We start from the raw sequence: 22,157 nt of genomic DNA, 5'->3' as shown, positions 1-22,157 counted from the left end.
CTAGCGTACTTTATCCGTAGCTTGGACCTGACAAACTGTCGCTATTTTCTAGTTGCGGCAAATAAAGCGATTGCGGCAGCATTTGACACATTGAGGGATTTAATTGGCCCGGGCATATCCAAACGTACCATTTGGTCGCACAGTTCGCGCGTACGCTGACGAAGGCCTTTGCCCTCGGCGCCCAATACAATAGCGAGTTTGTCGCTTGTGCCACCCGCTTGCAGCTCTTCTGGTGCCTCTGAATCAAATCCAAGGCAGGTGAAGCCCATATTTTTGAGTTCTTGGATGGCATTGCCAAGGTTGCGCACCTCAATCATTGGCGTCCAATCAAGGGCACCAGAAGCAGATTTGGCCAAAACGCCAGATTCTTGCGGGGTAAATCGGGCAGGGGTCACCACTGCATCGGCACCAAAAGCACAAGCGGAGCGCAAGATTGCCCCCACATTGTGTGGGTCGGTAACCTGATCAAGTATCAACAATAGCTTGGCATCTTCTAATCCGTTGAACGACTGGCGTTCAATCGGTTTGCAGTGGAGTGCTGCACCTTGGTGTACCGCGTCTTTGCCCAACATTTCGTCAAGGCGTTTTGGCGTAACGTCTTTTACTTTGACGTTGATTTCCGCGCCTTCTTCTTCCAAACGACGGATGGCGTTTGGAGTGGCATAAAGGGTGTGTTTCACACGCCCTTCGTTCGCCAAAGCGGCTTGAACAGGGTGCAGTCCATATATATAGAACTGGCCCTCATCAATTGGGTTGCGTTTAGGTTTCCGGCGGGGTGCGAAGCGCGATTTATCTTTCATATCACGCTCGGTAACGTGAAAGTTCAGTGAGGTCCAGCACATTTCGATAATTCATTGTCGTGCAAAAGCGCGGGAAACTGGGCGTGAAGTAAAAAGGTTCACAAAAACAACATATTTGGTGTTGACAGATTGCGCCGTGGTGACCATAAACCGCGCGTTAGTTTGTTTCATTTATTTGTGCAAACCAACAAGACTCGGTCCCGAGTTGCATTGAATAAATGTGGAGGGGTGGGTGAGTGGTTAATACCACCAGACTGTAAATCTGGCGCCTTAGGCTACACTGGTTCGAATCCAGTCCCCTCCACCATTCAATGATTTAAGCGGACCGAACCGGACGCGGGTATAGCACAATGGTAGTGCAGCAGCCTTCCAAGCTGAATATGCGGGTTCGATTCCCGCTACCCGCTCCAAGGTTTCATTAAATCCACGGTTTAACGCACAACATGCACAAGCGCGGCTTGTGCATGGGTTTTTCGCGAGGCGTGTTCGCTACCGCTTCATCACCACAAAGCTAGTGAACAAGTTAGATCTAAACGCGTTTTTGCGCTCAGAGGTTGCTTCGGTTGAGCAGGGGGCGTCTTTGTCTACGGGTTTCTTGTCGCAAGTTGTGGTTTTGCCGTCATGCGTGCAGCTATAGGTTTTCTTGCCGTTTCTTGTTTTGCCACCGTCCAACATGCAGTTCTGGAACAATTGCCCATCATCAAATGTGATCTCCGGCGCTACATTGTCTGCGGCTTGGGCAAATGTGATGCCTGATAGGCTAAGAGTAAGTGCGAGTAGTGTGGCTGAAGTAATGTTTTGAATTGTCATGATATTCCCCAATGGTTGTGTGTTTTGATAGGGAGCACATTAGGCTGCGCGAAATGAGTGGAATGGGAACGTGGTGTTCATTTTGGGTTCATATGGTGCCGGCGCGCCCTGTGATTTGCTTAACCCTTTAAAAACCATGTCTTTTAGCGCCGAATTCAGCTTCCCAGATTAGATTATTCGTAGGATTTCGGGGAGTTTAGCTATGGCTGCTGCAAAAAGTGGTTTCAAATTCAACTTGGCAATCGGCATTTATGTGCTCTGCGCGGCTATTGTTGTGGGTTTTGCCGGGTCAAACTTCTACGTTTTGAGCACCGCTGGCGATGTCGCCAACAAGGTGCAACATGAGGCAGAGGCGAACCTCGTTGCTAAAGAAGTCCAACTCGAACTTCAGGACCTTGCGGACGACCAATCCGACATTTCGTACTGGGATGAAAGCGTTTATGCGTTTTACCGAGATGATATCGACATGGATTTTGTCGAGGAAGAAATCGTTGATGGCAGTTGGGACGAAATGGATTTGGAGCACGTCATCGTCGTTGATGAGGAAGGGCGCCCCGAAGTTACAGTTTATCGTGACCAGTTGATGGATCCCAACGATGGCTTGGCAAATATTGTTGCCAATTTCGATTTGATACAACGTGCACGCACAAAATATTTCGCTAATCGCAAGGTGCGCGGCAAAGGGTTTGTCACCATTGGTGATCCTGTGTGGTCAAAAACTTCAATCTATGCGGCGGACTATCGGATTGTCGAAGGACAGTTGGGTATGGCCGTTGCGCAAGCAATTGTCCCAGACATTTTAGAGGTTCTGCCAGACGGAAATCCAAAAGTATTGTTCACCTTCCGCCCGCTCAACAAGTTCGCTTTTGCGCAAGTGCGTGACCAGTTGGGGTTGAGCCGGTTTGCCATTGTTGAGCAATCAGAAGCGAGCCCGGAACTGGATCAAATGGTAATCGGTGGGCTGGGCAATGACAAAATCGTTGCGGTGTGGCAGGCGACAAAGCCTTCGACCAATATTTGGGATCAAACCATACCATTTTTGGCGGGATTGTTGGGCTTGATTGCTGTGGGTCTTGGCTTCATTGGCTATAGATATTCCAAGATCGTTACGCGTATTCAAATTAGTGAAGAACGCAATCGATTTATGGCAGAGCACGACGCGTTGACTGGGCTGCCGAACCGGCTGCAGTTTGACAATCAACTAGATGACATTATCGCCAAAGGCGAATTGGACCGTTGTGCAATTATCTGTACCGACCTTGATAAATTTAAGGCGGTCAATGACACCTATGGTCACCAAGCCGGTGACGCGGTGATCAAAACGGTTGCGAACCGAATTGCAGATATTGTTGGCGATAAAGGTATGGCTGCCCGCGTTGGTGGTGATGAATTCATCATATTGCTGCGCAATGGATTGGACGAAGACAGTGTGATGATGCTGTGCGACAGCATAATTGAAAGCGTGTGTGAAGAGGTGGTCTTTGACAATGGCAGCGCCGCTGTTGGCGCCAGCATTGGCGTTGCATGGTGGCCAGACGACGCTTTGACCGCCAAAACTGTAATCCGCAGTGCGGACCAAGCCCTATATCGTGCTAAAGAACTTGGGCGCGGTCAGACGGTTCGTGCAGCCGCGCCAAACGATCATCCGGACCGTCGGAACACTATTGATCGCCGCAAATTTGTTTAGCTCTTGAACTTGCTTGCCAAGTTGCGCATTGCATTGGCATAGGCCGTTACGTCGATGCCAACTGCAACAAATGTTGCGCCGAGTGCCATGCATCTATTGGCGAACGTTTCGTCCAGGGTGAGGATGCCAGCCGCTTTGTCTGACGCTGCGATTTTTGAAATCGCATTTTCAATTGCGCTGATAACCTTTGGTTCCTTTGGGCTCCCGAGATAACCCATATCGGCCGCGAGGTCCGCTGGCCCGATAAACACACCATCAATGCCTTCCACCGCCAGTATATCGTCGAGCGCATCCATGCCAGCTTGGCTTTCAACCTGCACCAGCAAACATATCTGTTCGTCTGCGGTGGTTAGATAGTCAGGAATGCCGCCAAAGTTTGAGGCGCGGGCGAGGGAAGCACCGACACCGCGTACGCCGTTTGGCGGGTAGTGGCAGGCTTTGACCAACTTTCGTGCTTGCTCAGCGCTCTCCACCATGGGCACAAGAATCGTTTGTGCCCCGGCATCTAAGGCCTGTTTGATCATCCAGGTTTCGCCAATGGGCAGTCGTACGGCAGCTGACGAATTTGATTTTTCGATTATTTGTAGTTGCGTAAGCATTGAGCGGAGATCGTTAGGTGCGTGTTCGCCATCGACCAAAAGCCAATCAAATCCTGCACTTGCGGCAATTTCTGCACAATATGAATCGGCAAGGCCGATCCAGCAACCAATTTGCTTTTCGCCATTTTTGAGGGCCTGTTTGAACTTGTTTGTTGGTGCGGGCATTTGGTTTCCTCAAGTTCTAGAATGTGCAATTGACATGACCGAACGGTCCAAAGTCTGCATGAATTTTGTCGCCGTGCTGTGTTTCAACTGGCCGAATAAATGAACCGGAAAGTACGACGTCACCTGCGCTAATAGACTGATTATATTGTGCCAGACGATTAGCGAGCCAGACAATGCCCATCACTGGGTCATTGAGAACACCTGCGCCAAGGCCGGTTTCTTCAACTTCATCATTCGTGGCAACAATTGCGCCGACCCAGCGTAGGTCGAACGCGTCAATCCCGTGCTTTTGCTCGCCAAGCACAATTCCAGCGTTCGCTGCATTGTCGGCTATCGTATCAAAGATTTTGCGCGGTGTTCCGGTTGATGGATCTTGGCGCAATATGCGCGTGTCCAAAATCTCGAGGGACGGGCAGACATAATCCGTTGCGGCAATCACGTCTTCACGGGTGATATCTGGTCCGGTGATTGCAGATTTCATCACAAAGGCAATCTCTGCCTCAATGCGTGGTTGGATGAAGCGGTTGCGCGGAATTTGGCCGCCGTCGGCGAAGAACATATCCTCAAACAAAATACCACTGTCCGGAATGTCGATGCCCAGAGCAGATTGCATGGCTTTCGATGTTAGACCGATTTTCCAGCCGCGCTGTTTGCCGCCTGCTTCAAGCTTCTTCCCAACGAGTGCAGACTGAATGGCGTAGGCATCATCCATTGTCATGTCCGGGTGGGCGAGTGAGATCAGGCCCGTTTGTTGGCGCGATTTCTCTGCCGTAAACAGGGCGTCAGCGGCTGTTTGGATTTGCTCCGGTGTCATTGCTCATCCTCAACGCCGTTGATGAGCGTGCCCACGCCGGACACTTCAACTTCAATATTATCTCCGGGCTTTAAGAACTGCGGAGGGTCCAGCCGCGCGCCAGCGCCTGTTGGTGTGCCGGTGACGATGATGTCGCCGGGTTCAAGTGTGGTAAATGTGGAGATATATTCGATTTGCTTACGGATCGGGAACAACATGCGAGTCGTATTGTCTTGTTGGCGGATTTCGCCATTTACGCGGGTGATAATGTCTGCGTTTTCAACCTGTTGCGGATTGCTGAATGGCACAAGCCAAGGGCCCATGGCGCCAGATTTGTCGAAGTTCTTGCCTTGCGTGACGTTGAATTTTGCGTGGCGTACCCAGTCGCGAATTGTGCCTTCGTTACAAATGGTTAGGGCTGCAATGTGATCAAGAGATTCACGTTGCGAAATGTGCCGACCGCCTTTGCCAATGACGATTGCAATTTCGCCTTCATAGTCGAGTTGGTGCGAAGCTTTTGGTCGGATTAGCGGTGAATTGTGGCCGGTGAAAGAGCTTGGAAAACGCACAAACAAAGACATGTTTGGAGGGGCCTCTTGCCCATCTTTATACTCTTCATTGCGGGCCGGGAAGTTGACACCAACGCAGATGATCTTGCCCGGATTTGGTATTGGAATGTCGAGAACTGTTCCGGTCAATTCACGCGAAATCTCGCACTTTTCTGCCAATTCAAGTGCTTCGTTCTGGGCATTGAGCTGGAACACATCGCGCAAGGTTGGAAATTGTGTCATGAGGGGCGATAGGTCGACAATGTCTTTGCCATCAGTTGCGCCCCACATCGGCGTGCCCTTGATGGTGTAGGAGATAAATCTATCCATCATAGCTGCGCTGCCATTTGTGTGATCACATCGTATGCAAATTCCATATCGCGTTGTTCCATATCGAAAGAACCGCACTGGAAGCGGATGACAAATTGCCCCTCAATTTTTGTTTGGGTGAGGTAGATGCGACCATCATTATTGATGTTGGTGATCAGCTTCAAATTGAGCGCATCAAGATCATCAACCCCTTTTGGCGCATAGCGGAAGCTGAACAGCGATAGCATCGGCTCCGTGATCATTTCAAAGTCAGGATGAGCAGACAATTTGTCAAAAAGCTGCTGCGACCAATCCACATGGTTGCGGATCATTTGGCGCAAACCCTGAAGCCCATATGCACGTAGCAAGAACCAGATTTTGAGCGCGCGAAAACGCCGACCTAGCGGTACGGACCATTCAGAATAATTGATGATGCCATCGGTGCCGTGGGTCTTGAGATATTCCGGTTTGATCGCCAGCGTGCTGACAAGTGCGTCAGGATCAGCAACGAAATGGGCAGAACAATCAAATTGTGCGCCCAGCCATTTGTGCGGGTTGAAGACAATACTGTCAGCGCCTTCAATGCCCGTCCAGAAATGACGGAACTCGGGGCAAATCATTGCCGCACCGGCCCATGCCGCATCAATATGCGTATATAGGTCTTCAGCTTTGGCGACAGCAATAACGTCTGCAATATTGTCGGTTGAGCCGACAGACGTACCGCCAACGCAGGCTATGATACCTGCAGGGATGAAACCAGCGGCGCGATCTTCGGCGATTGCTTTTTTGAGTGCGTCCACATCCATGCCGCGCAATTTGCCCTTGTGCGGAATGCGGACCAAGTTTTCTTCGCCGATGCCCGCAACCCAAATAGCGCGGTCAATGGAGGTGTGCACCTGGTCAGAGCAATAAATGCGCAGCTGCTTGTGCGCAGCCAATCCTTTTGTGTTGCCTTGCCAGTTCAGTGCGCGTTCGCGCATGGTCAAAACGGCGGCGAGGGTGGCTGAAGAGGCGCTGTCTTGGATCACGCCTGTAAACCCAGAGGGCAGGCCAATGGCTTGGCGCAACCAATCAAGGACTTTTGTCTCAACTTCTGTGGCGGCAGGTGATGTTTGCCACAACATGCACTGCGCCGCGATTGAATTGACCAACATTTCAGCCAACACAGAAGCTGGAGCGGCATTGGCCGGAAAGTACGCAAAGAACCGCGGGTGCTGCCAATGGGTGATGCCGGGCATCATTTTTTCTTCAAAATCAGCAAAGATCGCTTCCATATCTTCGCCCTGTTCAGGCGGGGTGTCTGGGAGTTGCGCAATAATTTCGCCGGGCTTTGTTTGCGCCCGTACGGGGCGGTCGCGCAGGTTTTCGCGATAGTCTGCGCCCCAATCGACAAAGCGTTTGCCCCATTGGCGGAATTGGTTCCAGTCCATAAATGCTCCTATGGCGCAATGATTGGTGTGGCGTTCAGATCAGACATCACGGGCTCCACATTGGCGAAAGTGCTGCCATGTTCAAACCAGCTGCGCGGCGCTGCCGCTCCCCACAAGGTTTGGCGCTGTGGGTCTTTTAGGTCCCATTTGATTGGCTCAAGGTCCGGGTCAACTGTTTGATAGTCTGAGCAATAAATTTCAATTCGGTGACCGTCTGGGTCCAAGATATACAAGAAAAACGCATTTGAAATGCCGTGCCGGCCGGGGCCGCGCTCAATATTTGCGACATAACCAGTGGTCGACATCAAATCGAGCAGGTCGATAATGTTGAGTGGGTTTGGTACCCAAAAAGCGGTGTGGTGCAGGCGCGGGCCTAGACCGTTTGTGAAAGCCATGTCGTGCACGCCGCCTTTGCGGTGCATCCACGCGGCCCAAAGGCGTTTGCTTTCCTCGTCTTCGGTATATTCGGTGGTGCGGAAGCCAAAGTCTGCGTAGAAGGCAACGCTTTCATCGACATTTTGCGAGAATACGTTGAAGTGATCGATGCGCAGCGGCTTCACCCCATTATAGAGCTTGTATTTCTGGTGAATCGGTTCCAACCGATCCATTTTGAAATAGAACTCAAGCGGAATACCATGACAATCTGATGTGCGAAGTGTCCGACCCTGGAATGGGCGTTCAATCCATTCGGTTGGACGGCCCTTTGATTGGAAATAACTCTCTGCCTTGTCCAGTTCTGGCTCGTCATAGACCTTGAAGCCCAAAACATTGGCTTGGGCTTTCTCGCCCTTTTGCAAGATGATGCAATGGTGACCGCGCTCTTCCATGGCACGTAGATAAATTTCATTCTCGTCTTCGTGGGTGACTTGTAGGCCCAATGTATCAACATAGAATGCGCGGCTGGCTGCCAAATCGGTTACGACGAATTCAACATGGCTTAGGCGCAGCACATTGAAGGGCGGATAAAGATTATGCTCTGGCAATGGCATGAATTTTCCTCAACTGTTCGCGCGCATGACTCTCCCACATGCTCGCATTGTATTTTGCGATCATCCACCTAATTTTGGGATTCTGTGATCAGTTGTCGCAAACGCGACATTTTTTGTTTCCATGTAGAAGTCAAACGACCAATCGCCGCCATCTCGACCAATGCCTGATGACTTGACGCCGCCAAAGGGTGAGGGCAGGTGTCGGGAGTTTTCGGAGTTTACCCACACCATGCCCGCTTGCAATTGATCGGACACACGGAAGGCGCGAGTGACGTCATTGGTCCAGACATAGCCTGCAAGGCCATAATCAATGTCGTTCGCAATTTCCAATGCTTCGGTTTCATCTTTGAATGGAATAGCGGCGAGTACCGGTCCAAATATTTCTTCTTGCGCGATCCGCATATTGTTGTTGGCATTGGTGAACAATGTCGGTTGCACATAGCAGCCGCCGCCTGGCCCATCATGTTTTTTGCCGCCCAAAGCGATGGTCACCCCATCTTGCTTGGCGATGTCGAAATAGCTGAGCACTTTTTTCTCATGCTCTGGATGGATTAATGGGCCAATGGTCGTTGCGGGATCAAGCGGATGCCCGACTTTGATTTGGCTGGCTTTTTGTGCAACTTTAGCGGTGAATTGCTCGTAGATCGATTGTTCCACCAGTAGCCGTGATGACGAAGTGCAGCGTTCGCCATTGAGCGAATAGATCATGAACACAGCGGCTTCGGCGGCGCGGTCTAGGTCAGCATCTTCGAACACGATGACGGGGTTCTTGCCGCCCAGTTCAAAGTGTACGCGTTTCAAGGTTGGTGCGCCTTGCGCCATAATCATTGATCCGGTGCGGCTTTCGCCGACAAATCCAATTGCTTTGATCAATTTGTGTTCGGTCAATGCTTTGCCTGCATCCTCGCCAAACCCGTTCACAAGGTTCCATACGCCTTTTGGTAGGCCCGCTTCTTCGGCGATTTCCACAAGCAGGCGCGCTGTTATGGGCGAAAACTCTGCTGGTTTGTGCACAATTGTGCAGCCGGCGGCTAATGCAGGGGCGATCTTCCAGGTGGACAACATGAAGGGCGTGTTCCACGGGGTGATGACGCCCACTGGACCAATAGCGCTGCGCGTGGTCATGTTGATCTGACCTTCTTTACGCAACGACTGGCCATCTTGCGCCATTGGCGCACGGTCAGCAAAAAACCTAAAGTTTTCCGCGCCGCGCAGGGCTGCTTTTGACATGAAGCGCATAGACTGGCCGGTGTCCATTGTCTCAATTAGGGCGATTTCTTCCGCCCGTGCTTCAATGCCATCAGCGATTGCGTGCAAAATGCGCTTGCGCTCGGTGCCGGGCGTTGTGGACCAGTTTTTGAAAGCGGCGTGTGCTGCTTTCGCGGCAAGGTCAATGTCTGCGGCTTTGCCGCGTGCGACGTCGCAAAGTTTTGTAAGATCAATCGGGGTGATGTTTTCAAAGGTTGCGCCATCTTGTGCGGGGCATGCTTCCCCATTGATGTAGTTGCTTACACCTTCAGCGCGGAAACGTTCCAAATAGCGATTGGCTTTATCCAAGTTGGATTGAAAACTGGTCATAAAATCAGTCCTATTTGGGTTGGTTTTTCAGGCGCGGGTGAATGGAGTTGGTTTTCCAGCTGAACTCTGGATTGATCTCGACAATCTCGAGCGACAAAGCGAAATGGGGGGTCGCGAGCAAATTGGTGCATTTTGCTTCGAGCTTCTCCGTCAGCTTGTTGCCGACCATGTTTTTTTGCTCTTGTGACCTGCCAACGCCGATGCGCAATACAGCGTCCAAGAAACTATTCTCTTCGTGATTATCGGCGATAGAATATACGGCGACGGGAATGGCGCGGACGCGAATGCCCCCAACAGGAAATAATTGAGTGTCGGCGAGCGTTGAATTTAGATCCCGGCACAGTTGCGCGAAATCAATGCGGCTGGGCAAATTGTCAGAATACTGAAGTTGAAGGTGTGGCATATTCGCTCCTAACAATTAACATGTTAAGTAAACCTGTTGGTATTGTCAATATGCGCAATTGGTATGTTTTCTTGCAAATTCGTGAGATTTCAGCAAACCCTAGTATATGGAAAATGAGAATCACAGCATGACGTCAGAGCAATTATTGGAAACTACAAATCGGTCATTGCCCATTGTGTTGTTGCGAGCGCGCGAAGCGGTTATGGCACATTTTCGGCCCATGTTAGCAGCGCACGGGCTGACAGAGCAGCAATGGCGTGTATTGCGGGTTCTTAGTGAAATGGGCGAGCTGGATGCGAGCCATCTGGCGCATCATGCCTGCATTTTGCCCCCAAGCTTGACGCGGATGCTGAAAACGCTTGAGGCAAACGGTTGGATTGAAGGGCGACGCGACAAAGATGATGGTCGGCGGATGCTTTTTTCTGCGACCGAAGAGGGAATGCGTTTTATTGCAACGGTTTCGCCAAAGGGTGCTGCCATCTATCACGATCTTGTTGACGCCTATGGCGAAGAAAAGCTGCGCCAGCTCGTAGATCTACTCGACGAATTGCAAACAAGCGTGAATGGCGTCGCCAAATAGCGACGCCTTTATTGCTAGGCGTTGGCGGCAGCCGATAGCCCTTTATCAATTGCATCGACAATTCGGGAAACATCAGTCGCGGTGATGACCAATGGAGGCGACAATATAATGTTGTTGCCGGACACCCGGATGGTCACGCCTGCTTCATAAGCGCCGTCAAACGCCGCCCCGACAGCCGCTTTTGATGCTGGCGCTTTTGTGTCTCGATCAGCAACCAATTCCACCGCCGCCATCAGGCCGATGCCGCGTGTGTCGCCGACAATTTGGTGTTTATCTTTGAGTTGGGCCAAGCCAGCTTGTAACTCAATGCCGCGGTCCTTGGCGTTTTCCCAAACGCGGGCCTTTTTTGTTTCGGCCAAGGTTGCAAGAGCGGCCGCACAACCCACCGGGTGGGCTGAATAGGTGTAGCCATGGCCGATGCTGCCTGTCGCGTCTTTGTTGCTTTCAAAGGCTTCGGCGACTTTTTCGCCAATCATTGCCGCACCAAAAGGAAAATAAGAGTTTGTGACCGCTTTTGCAGTACACATCATATCTGGTGCAACACCCCAAAGGCGCGAACCGTGAACGTCACCCGTACGCCCAAATGCGGTAATGACTTCGTCCGCGATCAGCAAAATGCCGTGCTTGTCACAAACATCGCGCACCATTGGCATGAATGTCTCATGCGGCACGATAACGCCACCAGCACCCAGCACCGGCTCCATAATCATTGCAGCAATAGTATCCGCGCCTTGGAACGCAATTTCCTCTTCCATCAACGCGATGATGCGATTGGCAATTTCTTGGGCGTCGTCTGTGCCAAACGGATTGCGATAGGTCCAAGGGGCAGGGAGTTGGAAACAGCCCGGCAGCAGGGGTTCGTAATTGCGTCTAAAATTTGCGTTGCCATTCACCGATGCGCCGCCAAAGTGGGTGCCGTGATATCCCTTTTTGAGGCTAATGAACTTGGTGCGTTCGCCTTCGCCGCGCACTTTGTGATATTGCCGGGCAAGGCGCAGGCAGGTTTCAACTGAATCTGAACCGCCGGAGGTGAAAAAGGCGCGCACCAGTTTTTCGGGTTTAAACCATTCCATCAACTCATATGACAGCTCAACCGCCTTGTCGTTGCTGGTGCCACGGAACGCGGAATAGTAGGGCAATTCCATCAATTGCTCAGTCATTGCGTGTTTGATGCTGTCTACTGAATAGCCAAGATTTGCATTCCAAAGTCCGCCCACAGCATCAAGGGTTGTGTGCCCGTCGATGTCGGTAATCTCGACGCCTGAAGCACCGGTGATCATTTTTGGCGGATTGGATCGCATGTCAGCCGGGTGCGCCATTGGGTGCCACATATGTTTGGCGTTGTTTTCTTTCAGGAAATTTGAATCGCGCATAATTTGCTCCCTAGACAACTACTTGTTGGCAGATTTTTGTTAGTCAGCTTCATGTAATTAGCTGCTGTACGTTTGGGTGGACGACGCCACCAATTGCGGTTGTGATGCGGGCAGAAGCTGCTGCCACATGGCGCTTGGTTTTCTCAACAATTTCGTTTGTTTTTCGATTGATCGGCATGGCAACAGCAATAGCGCCAGCAGCAGAACCGTCTGCATTGATATAGGGGGCGGCAATGCCCGCAACTTCGGATTCAAAGCCATGCTCATTGAGATAGAACCCATCATTGCGTGCTTGGTCTATCCGCTTGCGCAGCACTTCAGGATTGGTTTCGGTTTGATCCGTATGGCGGTGCAACTCTTGGGCAAACACTTTTTCGATCAGGCTGTTAGGGCTGAAAGCTAAGTAAGTGATTCCGGATGCTGTCGCGTGAAACGGCAGTGGTTCCGTTGGGTCGATCATCACCACAGTGCCACGGTTTGGCTCTTTGTGCGCGACAGTGATTAAGGCGTCCGGTCCGGCGACGCTCGCATGGGCGGTTTCGCCGGATATTTCGCAAAGCCAATCAACCGTTTGGTTCGCAATGGCTGTTATTGGCGTTGTTGCCTCGCGTATGCGCGCCAAGTGCAAGAAGCCGCTGCCCAGCCGATAGGCTTTGGTGAGGCCGTTCTGCTCGATGAAATGGTGATTGCTGAGTGAAACGAGGATGCGTCGCGTGGTTGCCTTATCAAGGTCAGCAAGGCGCGCCAGCTCCGATAGGCCAATCTCGGGTTGAGATGGCGTGAAGTAGCTTAGAAGGCGCATCGCTTTGTCGACAGTTTTCATTGGCGAGAAACTCAATTCATTCACATGATAATAAAAATCTTGACTCAGATTGTTTCACAATGCAACCATTAATTGTACCGATGGTGATAATAATGAACCAGTTGGTGTGCGAACGCAGTAGGGGAGGACATTATGCGTGCGATGATTTTGGCGGCTCTATTAGGAGCTGCAACAGTAGCGGGGGCGGTTACGCCAAGTTTTGCTGAATATCCAGAAAAGCCAGTTTCATTTGTGGTGCCATTTCCACCAGGTGATTTGGAAGATGTTTTGACCCGCATGATCGCGGAAGAGTTTCAGTCTATGTATGGCGTGCCAGCGGCGGTCGTGAACAAGCCCGGCGGTGGCGGCGGCCCATTCCCAGGCGCTGCCGAAGTGGCGCAAGCGCCAGCGGATGGCTATACAATTGGCTCGTTCGTTGTGGATGTGCCACTTGTCGGTCCTTATGTGGGCATCCCAGCGCTCAACCCAGATCCGTTTGAGCCAGTTGGCATTTTCCTCACTTATCCATTTGTGATCGCAGCATCCAAGAATGCGCCTTATCAAACAATGGATGAGTTGGCGGCTTATTCAAAAGACAACAAAATGTTGCTTGGGCATTTCGGCTCGTTCCTCATTCCGACCCAAGTAACAATGGCCTTGGGTGAGGCAAACGGCACATCTTACTATTCTAACGCTGCGTTTGATGCGCTCGATTGTAACACGCTTGCTTCTGGCGATGCGGATGTGATCAACACAACGCTTCAATTGATTTTGCCTTGCTTGGACAAAGTGAATGTCTTGGCGACGGTCACTTCAGAGCGTATTCCGCTGGTGCCAGATAGCCCAACCGTTGGCGAGTTAGAGCCTTCGCTTAATATCGCGCTTTGGAACGGGTTGTTTGTGCATAAAGACACACCAGCTGACGTGCGCGAAAAGATTGCGGCGGCGGCCCAAAAAGCACTTGCAAGCGATGCGGCCATGAAGTTGGCGGCAGAAACCGGCGCAGGTGTTTATTGGAAAGGCGCAGAAGAATCTGTGGCGCAGATAGCAGCGGATAGCGTGATCGCTGACTCTATTGCCAAATTCGCCGAATAGATATGCAATGCTTGTCGGGGCTACATGCCCCGGCAGATGCTGAAACAGGTTTATTCGGGTTATGATCCAAGAAAATGAGATTGGGGCGAAAACAAATCGGCAAGGCAAGGTCGAAGATTACTTCATTTCGCCTTACAGCTCGGCGCTGGTTTGGTTTGGCGTTTGCACTTTCCTTGTGGCGGTGTTTCTGGCCAGTCAGTTGGGCAGTCAAACTAAGTTCTTTGAGGGTATGCCACTCGAAAAACAACCTGGGCTTTGGGCCGCCATTGGCATAGTGGGCATGCTGATATTTGGCTTTTTCCAAATGGTTCAATTCTGGTTTCACCGCAACGGTTTGCAAGCGCCCGGATTTGTTGCTGAAGTGCTGATTTGGGCGCGCGCCGGCGAGTATGTGCTGTGGTTCATGATCTACGTTTCGTTGGTGCCGCTCGTTGGCTATTTGCCGACAACGCTTGGATTTTTGCTGTTGATGTCGTGGCGTCTTGGCTATCGCAAAACAAAGTATTTTGCGTCTGCAATTTTGGCCGGGGTTCTGATCGTCGTGGTGTTCAAAAGCTTCTTGCAGGTCAAAATTCCGGGCGGGGCCTTTTACGAGTTTTTGCCTGACGCACTGCGCAGCTTTGCCATTTTGTATTTGTAGGAGCAGTCAGTGGAACTCCTTTTGACAAGTCTAAGTGCGTTGGCCCGAATAGATGTGGCGATCGCGCTGCTAATCGGCTCGATTGGCGGCGTGGTAATCGGCGCCATTCCTGGGGTTGGGCCCGCAATCGCGATTGCAATATTGTTGCCGGCAACCTTTGCCATGGAACCAATTGTTGGGCTGACCTTATTGCTCGGTGTTTATGGTTCTTCCATGTATGGTGGCGCCATTCCAGCCATCTTGGTCAACACGCCCGGCACGGCAGTGAATGCACTCACCACTTATGACGGTTTCCCAATGACCAAACGCGGCGAGGCGACCCGTGCTTTGTCACTCGCGTTTGGAGCGAGTTTTTGCGGTGCAATCATTTCCATCATAGCGCTCATTTGCTTGTCGCCGGTTTTGGCAGCCGTTGCACCTATGTTTGGCTCTCGCGAGATATTCCTTGCAGCGTTGTTGGGTATGGTTTTGGTGGTCGTCACCCATCGCGGACAAGCACTTGCTGCAGGGGCGCTGCTTTGCCTTGGCATTTTCATCAACACGATTGGTCTTGAATCAATTCGCTACACCCAACGCTTCACGTTCGAGCAGGCGTGGCTTGCGTCAGGGATTGACCTGATCGTTGTAGTCCTCGGCCTATTTGCGCTGTCTCAAGCATTTTTACTTTTGGTGGGAGAAGATGAAGACAACAAACCGCCCGCAATTGTTGGGCGCTTGTTCGACGGTTTCAAGGAAGTATTGCGGATGCCAAAAATTGTGCTGCCATCTGCCAGTTTTGGCGTTGTGATGGGCATGATCCCCGGCGTCGGGGAGTTTTTGGCTCAGTTCTTTTCTTATTCGCTTGCGCGCAAAACATCTGGCAATGGCGAAAAATTCGGCAAAGGCGCACCGGAAGGCTTGGTTGCATCTGAAGCGGCGAACAATGCGGTGCCTGCAGCGGCGATGATCCCATTGTTGGCGCTGGGCATCCCAGGCGAAGCGCTGACCGCGATGATGCTTTCAGTGTTTTACGTCCATAACGTCATTCCCGGGCCGCAGCTCTTCGCCAATGAGTTCGATTTTATCCTCAGCCTTTATTTGGCGTTGATTGCATTGAATGTTCTCGCCTTTGCCTTTTTGCTGGGTGCGACGCGCTGGCTAACTCACGTTGTGCGCATCCCCAACCGATTTTTGGGCATGGTGATTTTGGTGCTCAGCTTTGTCGGCGTCTATTCCCTGCGCAACTCGATCATCGACTGCGCCATCGCGGCGGCTTTTGGCATGTTTGGACTGATGCTTAAGTGCCTCAAATTGCCGATTGTGCCGATCATTTTGGGCATGGTTCTCGGCGGTATCATGGAAGTGAAGTTTCGCACCAGCATGGCGCGAGTGGAAACCGCATGGGATTTTATAGAACGGCCAGTGGCGCAAGTCATTTTCGGCTTAATAATCATTGTACTCGGTGCGCATATCTTCTCGCTATTGCGCACTAAGCCATCAAAGGGAACTGCCAAATGATTACGCAAACAGAAATTGATGCGCTTCGGCACAAAGAGATCAAGCCGCAACAATTGCTGATCAACGGCAAATGGCAAGACGCTGAAAATGGCGCGGAGATCGATGTTGTCAGTCCAATTGATGGACAAAAGATCACAACGATTGCTGCCGCATCAGCAGCTGATGTGGATGTCGCCGTTTCTTCCGCACGTAATTCATTTGAGCGCGGTGATTGGTCCCGCATGGCGCCGCAGGGTCGCATGAGAATTATGCACCGCATTGCTGACCTGATCGCTCAGAACGCAAAGGAACTGGCGGTTTTGGGCGTGCGCGACAATGGCACAGAAATTTGCATGGCAATAAAAGCTGAGCCGGGCTCTGCCGCTGGTACATTTCGCTTTTACGCAGAGGCAATCGACAAGGTCTATGGTGAAATTGCGCCCACGGCAGACAATGTGCTGGCGCTGGTGCATCGCGAACCAGTGGGCGTTGTTGGAGCCATCGTGCCGTGGAATTTCCCTTTGATGATTGGTGCTTGGAAAATTGCGCCCGCCTTGGCGGCAGGTAATAGCGTTGTGCTCAAACCTTCAGAAGCCGCGTCGCTAAGCTTGTTGCGATTGGCGGATATATGCCTTGAAGCTGGATTGCCGCCCGGCGTTTTGAATGTGATTACTGGCAATGGCGCTGTGGCCGGTGAAGCGATGGGGTTGCACAATGACATTGATATCATTGCATTTACGGGCTCAGGCGGTACCGGGCGGCGCTTGATGGAGTATGCGGCGCGCTCAAATATGAAGCGGCTCTATTTGGAACTGGGGGGCAAATCCCCAAACGTGATTTTTGCCGACGCTGAAGACTTGGACCAAGCCGCCAAAGTTTCGGCTGCGGGCATATTCCGAAATTCGGGTGAAGTTTGCGTCGCGGGTTCGCGGATACTTGTCGAGCGAGCTATCTATGATGAGTTTATTGAAAGGCTGAAAAACCAAGCCGAAAAGCTGAAGGTTGGCGATCCACTTGATCTCGCCAATAACATCGGCGCGATTAGCACCAAGCAGCAGCTTGAAGGTGATTTGGCCTTTGTTGAACGCGCCGTTGCGGAAGGTGCGCGACTGGTTTGTGGTGGTCAGCAGCTTCATGCAGCAAGCGGTGGCTACTATATGCAGCCCACCATTTTTGCTGACGTGAGGCCGGAGATGGACCTTTTCCAACATGAAGTGTTTGGGCCGGTTGTTGCTGTCACGCCATTCGAGAATGAAGAAGAAGCTGTTGCGCTGGCGAATGGCACAGACTTTGGCCTTGCTGCCGCCGTTTGGACGTCCAAACTATCTCGCGCGCATCGAATGGTCCGCAACATCAAATCAGGCGTTGTGCATGTGAATACTTATGGTGGAGCGGGCAACAATGTGCCGTTGGCGGGAATGAAGCAATCTGGCAATGGGGCAGATAAGTCGCTTCATGCGCTGGAAAAATATGAAAACCTAAAAACCGCATGGATCAGTTTGTGAGGGGCAGATAATGACAAAGACGATTTTGGTGATTGGCACCTACGACACAAAATCTGACGAATTGGATTATCTTACGCAAGCCATCAAAGAGCAAGGCGGCAATGTGCTCACTATGGATGTGAGCGTGTTGGGCGATCCGCCCGCGCCAACGGATATTTCCAAGCATCAAGTTGCGGAAACAGCCAATTCATCTATTCAAGAAGCAATTGACAGTGGAGATGAAAACACTGCCATGCAGATCATGGCGCGCGGGTCTTCTGCCCTTTGCCGAATGTTATATTCTGCTGGTCGAATTGACGGGATGATCGCCATGGGTGGCTCCATGGGCACAGATTTGGCGCTGGATTGCGCGCGGGCATTGCCGCTTGGCGTGCCCAAATACATTATCTCAACCATTGCGTTTTCAACACTCATTCCAGCAGAACGTTTGGCAACCGACATCCAGATGATTTTGTGGGCGGGTGGATTGTATGGTCTCAATTCTGTTTGCAAAGCGTCGCTCAGCCAAGCGGCGGGTGCCGTATTGGGCGCAACGAAAGCGGTTGAGTTGCCGCAAAAGGTGCCAATGGTTGGGATGACAAGCCTTGGCTCATCTTGTTTGAAATATATGAAGGTGTTGAAACCCGAGCTTGAGGAGCGGGGCTTCGAAGTCGCCATATTTCACGCCACGGGAATGGGCGGCATGGCGTTTGAGAACCTGGCGCGGGAAGGGGCGTTTGCCTGCGTCATGGATTTTGCGCCGCAAGAAATGGGCAATCACCTAATGGGGTCGTCAGTCAATTCCGGCCCAGATCGATTGCGCGGCGCCGCCGCTTCTAAAACACCGGCGATCATTGCGCCCGGTTGTGTGGATTTGGTGGACTTCCCTGGCTGGCAGAGTTTTCCAGAGCAATTTAGGGATCGCTCGTTCCATGCTCATAATCGGCTTTTGTCATCTGCTACCTTGAACGCGGACGAACGGCGACAGGTAGCGCGGGAGTTGGCAAAACGTGCAGCTGAAAACAAAGCGCCGACGCATATCATTTCGACCATCAAGGGCGTTGAGGAGTGGGACAAGCCGGGCGAGCCTGCGCATGAACCGGAAAATCACGCGGCTTTTGTGAAGGAATTGGCAAGTGCTGTTCAGCCGTCAGTGGGTTTCTCAGAATTGGATTGTCACATCAACGATCGGGAATTTTGTTATGAAGCGCTGCGGGTTTTTGATAGCTGGCTCGAAAACGGCACCGTCAAATCCAAATCAAACTAAAATGGCCACCCCTAGATAATCCTCTGAACTAAAACAAAACTCAATGCCATATTGGCCAGAATATTTGCGATTTTGGCAATTTTTGCAGTGGTTGAATTTTTAGTTGGTTGCTACCGTCTGTTCACTTGAGAACAGGGATAGACTTATGCGCCGCGATTTTTCATTGCCCCAAGGCACCATTCACCGCATCAAAGTTCAATCAATTGCGTTAGAAGCCAATATGCTTGACGACCACACGGTGCGCGAAGTTGATGTGTATGTACCGCATGGCCATGATGGTAAGGACCTTCCGCTGATCGTGGATTTGGCCGGTTATACGGGTAGCGGCCTGTCGCGCACGAACTGGAAGGGCTTTGACGAAAATGTGCCCGCGCGTTTGGATCGCTTGATTGCAAAAGGCGAGATGAAACCTTGTGTGATGGCATTCCCGGATTGCTTCACCCGGCTTGGCGGCAATCAATATATCAACTCAGCAGCCATGGGGAACTGGGCTGACTTTTTGATCAAAGAGATGTTGCCGCAGGTTGAAGCCCAGTTCGGCTGTGGCGGTGCTGGTAAGCGTGGGGTGATGGGCAAATCATCTGGTGGCTATGCGGCGATGATCCACGGCATGCTCTATGCAGACACTTGGTCGGCAATTGCTTGCCATTCAGGCGATATGGGCTTTGACGTTGCTTATCTGCCTGATATGCCAAAGGCTTTGCGCGCATTGGCTAAGCATGAAGGATCAGCTGAGAAATTTGTGCGTGCGGTTGAGGAAAACCACAATCCCGGGCACGATGACATTCATGCGCTGATGATTTTGGCGATGGGCGCAACATATGATCCAGACCCCGATGCGTTTTGCGGCATTCGATTGCCGGTGGATCACGACACGTGCGAGTTGGATGAGACTCGTTGGGCTGAGTGGTTGAAATGGGATCCTCTGCATGTATTCGACGATCATGTTGATGCACTTAAATCCCTCAAGGGCTTGTGGATTGATTGCGGCGATGTAGATCAGTTCAACTTTGTTTATGTGGCGCGCCGCATGCAAAGCAAATTGAAGGGAGCAGGGGTTGATCATGTCTATGAAGAGTTTCCGGATGATCACTTCTCGATTGACTATCGCTATGATCGCAGCTTGCCCTATTTGGCTGACAGGCTCAGTTAGATAGTTTTACCCCGATAAAATATTTTACCCGGGTATTATTGACTCTTTAGTTTTACCCCGATAAAACTCTCGCAACTTAACGCGGAGACTATTGTTGTGTCTTATTCACCAGATTTGGAATGCGCGGCCTTTGTTGGCCATCAACTGATCGCCAGCGGTGCGCTGGCTGAAGTGGTGCATGAAGTCAAACGCCATTACGACCAGAATCCAAATGATCTGATTTTGGTTTTTGAGAACAAAACGTCAAATGTCATCGAGCTCGATTTGCGTGGGTCAATGGATGAAGTTTTTGCTCGGCTTGAGCAGTCTGTTGCGCCCCAGCGGTCACAAACAAAGGTCAAGAAACCGGGGCGACCAAAACTTGGTGTCATCAGTAAGGAAGTGACCTTGCTGCCCCGCCATTGGGAGTGGCTAAAAGAGCAACGCGGTGGCGCTTCGGTGACTTTACGCAAGCTAGTTGGCGAGGCAATGCATGCTGCTGACGATGATCGAGTGCGGCGGAAATCGCAGCAAAATGTCTATCACCTCATGACAGCAGTTGCAGGCGATTTGCCCAATTATGAAGAGGCTATCCGTGCGCTGTTCGCGGCTGATGGCGACAAATTTTATGCGCAAATTGCGGATTGGCCGGACGGGCTGCGTTCACATCTGAGCCAGCTTTCCGCAGATGCATTTGCGCCTCAATAGCAATATTTTGTTTTAAGGAATTGAATCATGAATGATACGCAAGTGTCTGAAGATAATAACTATTTAACGCAGCCCATTGGGCGCTTGTTTCTTTCAACAGCATTGCCGATCATTTTGGTGATGTTGGTCAATGGGCTGTTCAACTTGGTGGATGCCTATTTCCTTGGGATATTTGTGGGGGCAGCGGCACTGACCGCCGTCACCATCATGTTCCCCGTGCAAATGCTGATCTATTCGCTGACCACCATGATCGCCAACGGTTTCGCTTCTATCGTGGCGCGACGCTTGGGGGCAAAGGACATGCGCGGCGCAGCGGAGAGTTTTGCCGTGGCTATTGTCATGGGCGTCGGCCTGAGTGTCATAATGATGATTGCGTTTTTATTGTTTGGCGAAGCGCTGGTCTCTTGGGTGACCAATGGCGATCAAGAACTCACCGAAATGGCGTGGACATATATGTCGATTATGATGTTCACGTCGCCACTTATCTTCATCTTGTCTGTGCAATATGACGGGCTGCGCAGCGAAGGCAAGATTGGCTTTATGACCTTGGTTTCGCTTGGGGTGACCCTTTCGAATGTGGCGTTCAACTATGTCTTTATTGTCATTTTGCAGTGGGGCGTTGCCGGGTCCGCTTGGGGCACAGTTGCTGCGCAAATGATGTCGTTGATTGCCATTATGGTCTATCGGCTGCGCGGTCAATCAAAACTTGGCTTTCACATGCCAACTGGCCCAGTGTTCCGCAAAATTGCGAAAGAGAATCTAGCTCTCGGCGCGCCACTGAGCCTAAATTATCTCTCGATTTCACTGATCGCTGGCAGCGTTGTGGCCATGCTTAAGCTTTATGGCACCGACAATTATACGGTGACCGTTGGTGCCTATGGCATCGTCACTCGCTTGTTGACCTTTTCATTCATGCCACTCTTGGGTTTGTCGATGGCATTCCAATCCATCGCGGGCAACAATTTCGGTGGCAATATGGCGGGCCGGGTGAACTTTAGCACCAAAACGGCGTTGCTGGTTTCCTTGGGCTATTGTTTGGTGATCGAGTTCACCTTCATGCTGTTTCCCGGTCAGTTGGCAGGGTTGTTTGTTCAAGACGCTGGCATGATCAGTGAGACGGCGCGCATATTGCCATACTTGATGATCATGTATTTCACCGCCGGGCCTGCGATTGTCTTGTCGGGCTTTTATCAAGCGATTGGTGATGCAAAGCGCGCGGCGATCCTAAGCTTGTCGCGCAACTACCTGATAGGGTTCCCACTTTTGATGGTGATGCCGCGCTTGTTTGGCGAACCAGGTATTTGGTATGCGTCACCGATTGGGGACATCATAATGGTGTGTTTAACCATTGCGGTGCTTGTGGTTGCGCAGCGGCGAAAAGGCTATCGGGGTGGGGTGTTTCTTCCACAAACTGCTTAACAACGCCTAGTTGCGCCAGATCAATTTGGCGCAACTATTTTCTTGTCATGATGGGTGCAACCAAAAAGGG

At 51.4% G+C, this 22,157-nt stretch carries 21 protein-coding genes and 2 tRNA genes; 12 read left to right on the top strand and 11 right to left on the bottom strand.

What is annotated here, in order from left to right; all coding sequences use genetic code 11:
* Positions 1 to 41: 41 nt before the first annotated feature.
* Entirely contained in the window at positions 42 to 800 is a 759-nt protein-coding gene (gene rlmB / locus QQL65_RS14880) for a 23S rRNA (guanosine(2251)-2'-O)-methyltransferase RlmB (protein WP_284365759.1), read from the bottom strand.
* Between the two features lie 222 nt (positions 801 to 1,022).
* On the opposite strand from rlmB, the gene QQL65_RS14875 reads away from it, so the two are divergent.
* Both QQL65_RS14875 and QQL65_RS14870 read left to right on the top strand, forming a co-directional pair.
* A tRNA-Tyr gene (locus QQL65_RS14875) sits at positions 1,023 to 1,107 on the top strand.
* A 29-nt stretch (positions 1,108 to 1,136) separates the two neighbouring features.
* A tRNA-Gly gene (locus QQL65_RS14870) sits at positions 1,137 to 1,210 on the top strand.
* Positions 1,211 to 1,289: 79 nt separating this feature from the next.
* Here the strand turns inward: QQL65_RS14870 and QQL65_RS14865 are convergent.
* Positions 1,290 to 1,610 carry a hypothetical protein gene (locus QQL65_RS14865; protein ID WP_284365758.1) on the bottom strand — a complete coding sequence of 107 codons (321 nt, stop codon included), beginning with the start codon at positions 1,608 to 1,610 and terminating at the stop codon, positions 1,290 to 1,292.
* 202 nt (positions 1,611 to 1,812) lie between these two features.
* On the opposite strand from QQL65_RS14865, the gene QQL65_RS14860 reads away from it, so the two are divergent.
* On the top strand, positions 1,813 to 3,297 hold the full coding sequence (locus QQL65_RS14860) for a diguanylate cyclase domain-containing protein (protein WP_284365757.1): 1,485 nt from the start codon (positions 1,813 to 1,815) through the stop codon (positions 3,295 to 3,297).
* Here the strand turns inward: QQL65_RS14860 and hpaI are convergent.
* Genes hpaI through QQL65_RS14825 form a run of 7 tightly spaced genes read right to left on the bottom strand, consistent with a single transcriptional unit; the run spans position 3,294 to position 10,111 of the window.
* Entirely contained in the window at positions 3,294 to 4,061 is a 768-nt protein-coding gene (gene hpaI, locus QQL65_RS14855; protein WP_284365756.1) for a 4-hydroxy-2-oxoheptanedioate aldolase, read from the bottom strand. The genes QQL65_RS14860 and hpaI overlap by 4 nt on opposite strands.
* Before the next feature lie 16 nt (positions 4,062 to 4,077).
* A complete protein-coding gene (gene hpaH / locus QQL65_RS14850) occupies positions 4,078 to 4,875 on the bottom strand; it encodes a 2-oxo-hept-4-ene-1,7-dioate hydratase (RefSeq protein ID WP_284365755.1) in 798 nt (265 codons plus the stop codon).
* Positions 4,872 to 5,732 carry a fumarylacetoacetate hydrolase family protein gene (locus QQL65_RS14845; protein ID WP_284366305.1) on the bottom strand — a complete coding sequence of 287 codons (861 nt, stop codon included), beginning with the start codon at positions 5,730 to 5,732 and terminating at the stop codon, positions 4,872 to 4,874. Before QQL65_RS14845 ends, hpaH begins: the two co-directional genes overlap by 4 nt.
* Positions 5,732 to 7,141, bottom strand: coding sequence for a pyridoxal phosphate-dependent decarboxylase family protein (locus QQL65_RS14840; RefSeq protein ID WP_284365754.1), 1,410 nt, complete (start codon positions 7,139 to 7,141; stop codon positions 5,732 to 5,734). Before QQL65_RS14840 ends, QQL65_RS14845 begins: the two co-directional genes overlap by 1 nt.
* Before the next feature lie 8 nt (positions 7,142 to 7,149).
* Positions 7,150 to 8,130 carry a 3,4-dihydroxyphenylacetate 2,3-dioxygenase gene (gene hpaD, locus QQL65_RS14835; protein WP_284365753.1) on the bottom strand — a complete coding sequence of 327 codons (981 nt, stop codon included), beginning with the start codon at positions 8,128 to 8,130 and terminating at the stop codon, positions 7,150 to 7,152.
* Between the two features lie 60 nt (positions 8,131 to 8,190).
* A complete protein-coding gene (hpaE, locus tag QQL65_RS14830) occupies positions 8,191 to 9,708 on the bottom strand; it encodes a 5-carboxymethyl-2-hydroxymuconate semialdehyde dehydrogenase (protein WP_284365751.1) in 1,518 nt (505 codons plus the stop codon).
* A 10-nt stretch (positions 9,709 to 9,718) separates the two neighbouring features.
* The gene (locus QQL65_RS14825) at positions 9,719 to 10,111 is read right to left on the bottom strand and encodes a 5-carboxymethyl-2-hydroxymuconate Delta-isomerase (protein ID WP_284365750.1); all 393 of its coding nucleotides are present in this window, start codon (positions 10,109 to 10,111) and stop codon (positions 9,719 to 9,721) included.
* 127 nt (positions 10,112 to 10,238) lie between these two features.
* Here QQL65_RS14825 and hpaR point away from each other — a divergent pair, with 127 nt between their 5' ends.
* On the top strand, positions 10,239 to 10,691 hold the full coding sequence (gene hpaR / locus QQL65_RS14820; protein WP_284365749.1) for a homoprotocatechuate degradation operon regulator HpaR: 453 nt from the start codon (positions 10,239 to 10,241) through the stop codon (positions 10,689 to 10,691).
* 14 nt (positions 10,692 to 10,705) lie between these two features.
* Here hpaR and QQL65_RS14815 read toward each other — a convergent pair whose 3' ends face one another.
* Both QQL65_RS14815 and QQL65_RS14810 read right to left on the bottom strand, forming a co-directional pair.
* Positions 10,706 to 12,064 carry an aminotransferase class III-fold pyridoxal phosphate-dependent enzyme gene (locus tag QQL65_RS14815; protein WP_284365748.1) on the bottom strand — a complete coding sequence of 453 codons (1,359 nt, stop codon included), beginning with the start codon at positions 12,062 to 12,064 and terminating at the stop codon, positions 10,706 to 10,708.
* A gap of 49 nt (positions 12,065 to 12,113) precedes the next feature.
* Complete coding sequence (locus tag QQL65_RS14810) at positions 12,114 to 12,887, bottom strand: IclR family transcriptional regulator (RefSeq protein ID WP_284365747.1); 774 nt, start codon at positions 12,885 to 12,887, stop codon at positions 12,114 to 12,116.
* A 132-nt stretch (positions 12,888 to 13,019) separates the two neighbouring features.
* On the opposite strand from QQL65_RS14810, the gene QQL65_RS14805 reads away from it, so the two are divergent.
* From QQL65_RS14805 to QQL65_RS14770, 8 genes are all read left to right on the top strand, one after another.
* Entirely contained in the window at positions 13,020 to 13,961 is a 942-nt protein-coding gene (locus QQL65_RS14805) for a tripartite tricarboxylate transporter substrate-binding protein (RefSeq protein WP_284365746.1), read from the top strand.
* A 61-nt stretch (positions 13,962 to 14,022) separates the two neighbouring features.
* Positions 14,023 to 14,601, top strand: coding sequence for a tripartite tricarboxylate transporter TctB family protein (locus QQL65_RS14800; protein ID WP_284365745.1), 579 nt, complete (start codon positions 14,023 to 14,025; stop codon positions 14,599 to 14,601).
* A gap of 9 nt (positions 14,602 to 14,610) precedes the next feature.
* Entirely contained in the window at positions 14,611 to 16,098 is a 1,488-nt protein-coding gene (locus QQL65_RS14795; protein ID WP_284365744.1) for a tripartite tricarboxylate transporter permease, read from the top strand.
* A complete protein-coding gene (locus tag QQL65_RS14790; protein ID WP_284365743.1) occupies positions 16,095 to 17,582 on the top strand; it encodes an aldehyde dehydrogenase in 1,488 nt (495 codons plus the stop codon). The genes QQL65_RS14795 and QQL65_RS14790 overlap by 4 nt, the downstream gene beginning before the upstream one ends.
* Positions 17,583 to 17,592: 10 nt before the next feature.
* Positions 17,593 to 18,828, top strand: coding sequence for a Tm-1-like ATP-binding domain-containing protein (locus tag QQL65_RS14785; protein ID WP_284365742.1), 1,236 nt, complete (start codon positions 17,593 to 17,595; stop codon positions 18,826 to 18,828).
* Between the two features lie 145 nt (positions 18,829 to 18,973).
* On the top strand, positions 18,974 to 19,981 hold the full coding sequence (locus tag QQL65_RS14780; protein ID WP_284365741.1) for an alpha/beta hydrolase: 1,008 nt from the start codon (positions 18,974 to 18,976) through the stop codon (positions 19,979 to 19,981).
* Positions 19,982 to 20,077: 96 nt separating this feature from the next.
* The gene (locus QQL65_RS14775; RefSeq protein WP_284365740.1) at positions 20,078 to 20,668 is read left to right on the top strand and encodes a DUF2239 family protein; all 591 of its coding nucleotides are present in this window, start codon (positions 20,078 to 20,080) and stop codon (positions 20,666 to 20,668) included.
* A 27-nt stretch (positions 20,669 to 20,695) separates the two neighbouring features.
* Positions 20,696 to 22,087: an MATE family efflux transporter gene (locus tag QQL65_RS14770; RefSeq protein ID WP_284365739.1), complete on the top strand. Its 1,392-nt coding sequence runs from the start codon at positions 20,696 to 20,698 to the stop codon at positions 22,085 to 22,087.
* The last annotated feature ends 70 nt before the right edge of the window (positions 22,088 to 22,157 follow it).

This window comes from Maritalea porphyrae (assembly GCF_030159895.1).
Lineage (GTDB): Bacteria > Pseudomonadota > Alphaproteobacteria > Rhizobiales > Devosiaceae > Maritalea > Maritalea porphyrae.
Note: the sequence above shows the minus strand (reverse complement) of the source record. Positions and strands in the feature narration are given on the sequence as shown.

What these genes read in the sequence shown, in the direction of transcription:
- rlmB (WP_284365759.1), bottom strand. Translation starts at nt 800, where the DNA reads ATGAAAGATAAATCGCGCTTCGCACCCCGCCGGAAACCTAAACGCAAC.
- QQL65_RS14865 (WP_284365758.1), bottom strand. Translation starts at nt 1,610, where the DNA reads ATGACAATTCAAAACATTACTTCAGCCACACTACTCGCACTTACTCTT.
- QQL65_RS14860 (WP_284365757.1), top strand. Translation starts at nt 1,813, where the DNA reads ATGGCTGCTGCAAAAAGTGGTTTCAAATTCAACTTGGCAATCGGCATT.
- hpaI (WP_284365756.1), bottom strand. Translation starts at nt 4,061, where the DNA reads ATGCCCGCACCAACAAACAAGTTCAAACAGGCCCTCAAAAATGGCGAA.
- hpaH (WP_284365755.1), bottom strand. Translation starts at nt 4,875, where the DNA reads ATGACACCGGAGCAAATCCAAACAGCCGCTGACGCCCTGTTTACGGCA.
- QQL65_RS14845 (WP_284366305.1), bottom strand. Translation starts at nt 5,732, where the DNA reads ATGGATAGATTTATCTCCTACACCATCAAGGGCACGCCGATGTGGGGC.
- QQL65_RS14840 (WP_284365754.1), bottom strand. Translation starts at nt 7,141, where the DNA reads ATGGACTGGAACCAATTCCGCCAATGGGGCAAACGCTTTGTCGATTGG.
- hpaD (WP_284365753.1), bottom strand. Translation starts at nt 8,130, where the DNA reads ATGCCATTGCCAGAGCATAATCTTTATCCGCCCTTCAATGTGCTGCGC.
- hpaE (WP_284365751.1), bottom strand. Translation starts at nt 9,708, where the DNA reads ATGACCAGTTTTCAATCCAACTTGGATAAAGCCAATCGCTATTTGGAA.
- QQL65_RS14825 (WP_284365750.1), bottom strand. Translation starts at nt 10,111, where the DNA reads ATGCCACACCTTCAACTTCAGTATTCTGACAATTTGCCCAGCCGCATT.
- hpaR (WP_284365749.1), top strand. Translation starts at nt 10,239, where the DNA reads ATGACGTCAGAGCAATTATTGGAAACTACAAATCGGTCATTGCCCATT.
- QQL65_RS14815 (WP_284365748.1), bottom strand. Translation starts at nt 12,064, where the DNA reads ATGCGCGATTCAAATTTCCTGAAAGAAAACAACGCCAAACATATGTGG.
- QQL65_RS14810 (WP_284365747.1), bottom strand. Translation starts at nt 12,887, where the DNA reads ATGAAAACTGTCGACAAAGCGATGCGCCTTCTAAGCTACTTCACGCCA.
- QQL65_RS14805 (WP_284365746.1), top strand. Translation starts at nt 13,020, where the DNA reads ATGCGTGCGATGATTTTGGCGGCTCTATTAGGAGCTGCAACAGTAGCG.
- QQL65_RS14800 (WP_284365745.1), top strand. Translation starts at nt 14,023, where the DNA reads ATGATCCAAGAAAATGAGATTGGGGCGAAAACAAATCGGCAAGGCAAG.
- QQL65_RS14790 (WP_284365743.1), top strand. Translation starts at nt 16,095, where the DNA reads ATGATTACGCAAACAGAAATTGATGCGCTTCGGCACAAAGAGATCAAG.
- QQL65_RS14785 (WP_284365742.1), top strand. Translation starts at nt 17,593, where the DNA reads ATGACAAAGACGATTTTGGTGATTGGCACCTACGACACAAAATCTGAC.
- QQL65_RS14780 (WP_284365741.1), top strand. Translation starts at nt 18,974, where the DNA reads ATGCGCCGCGATTTTTCATTGCCCCAAGGCACCATTCACCGCATCAAA.
- QQL65_RS14770 (WP_284365739.1), top strand. Translation starts at nt 20,696, where the DNA reads ATGAATGATACGCAAGTGTCTGAAGATAATAACTATTTAACGCAGCCC.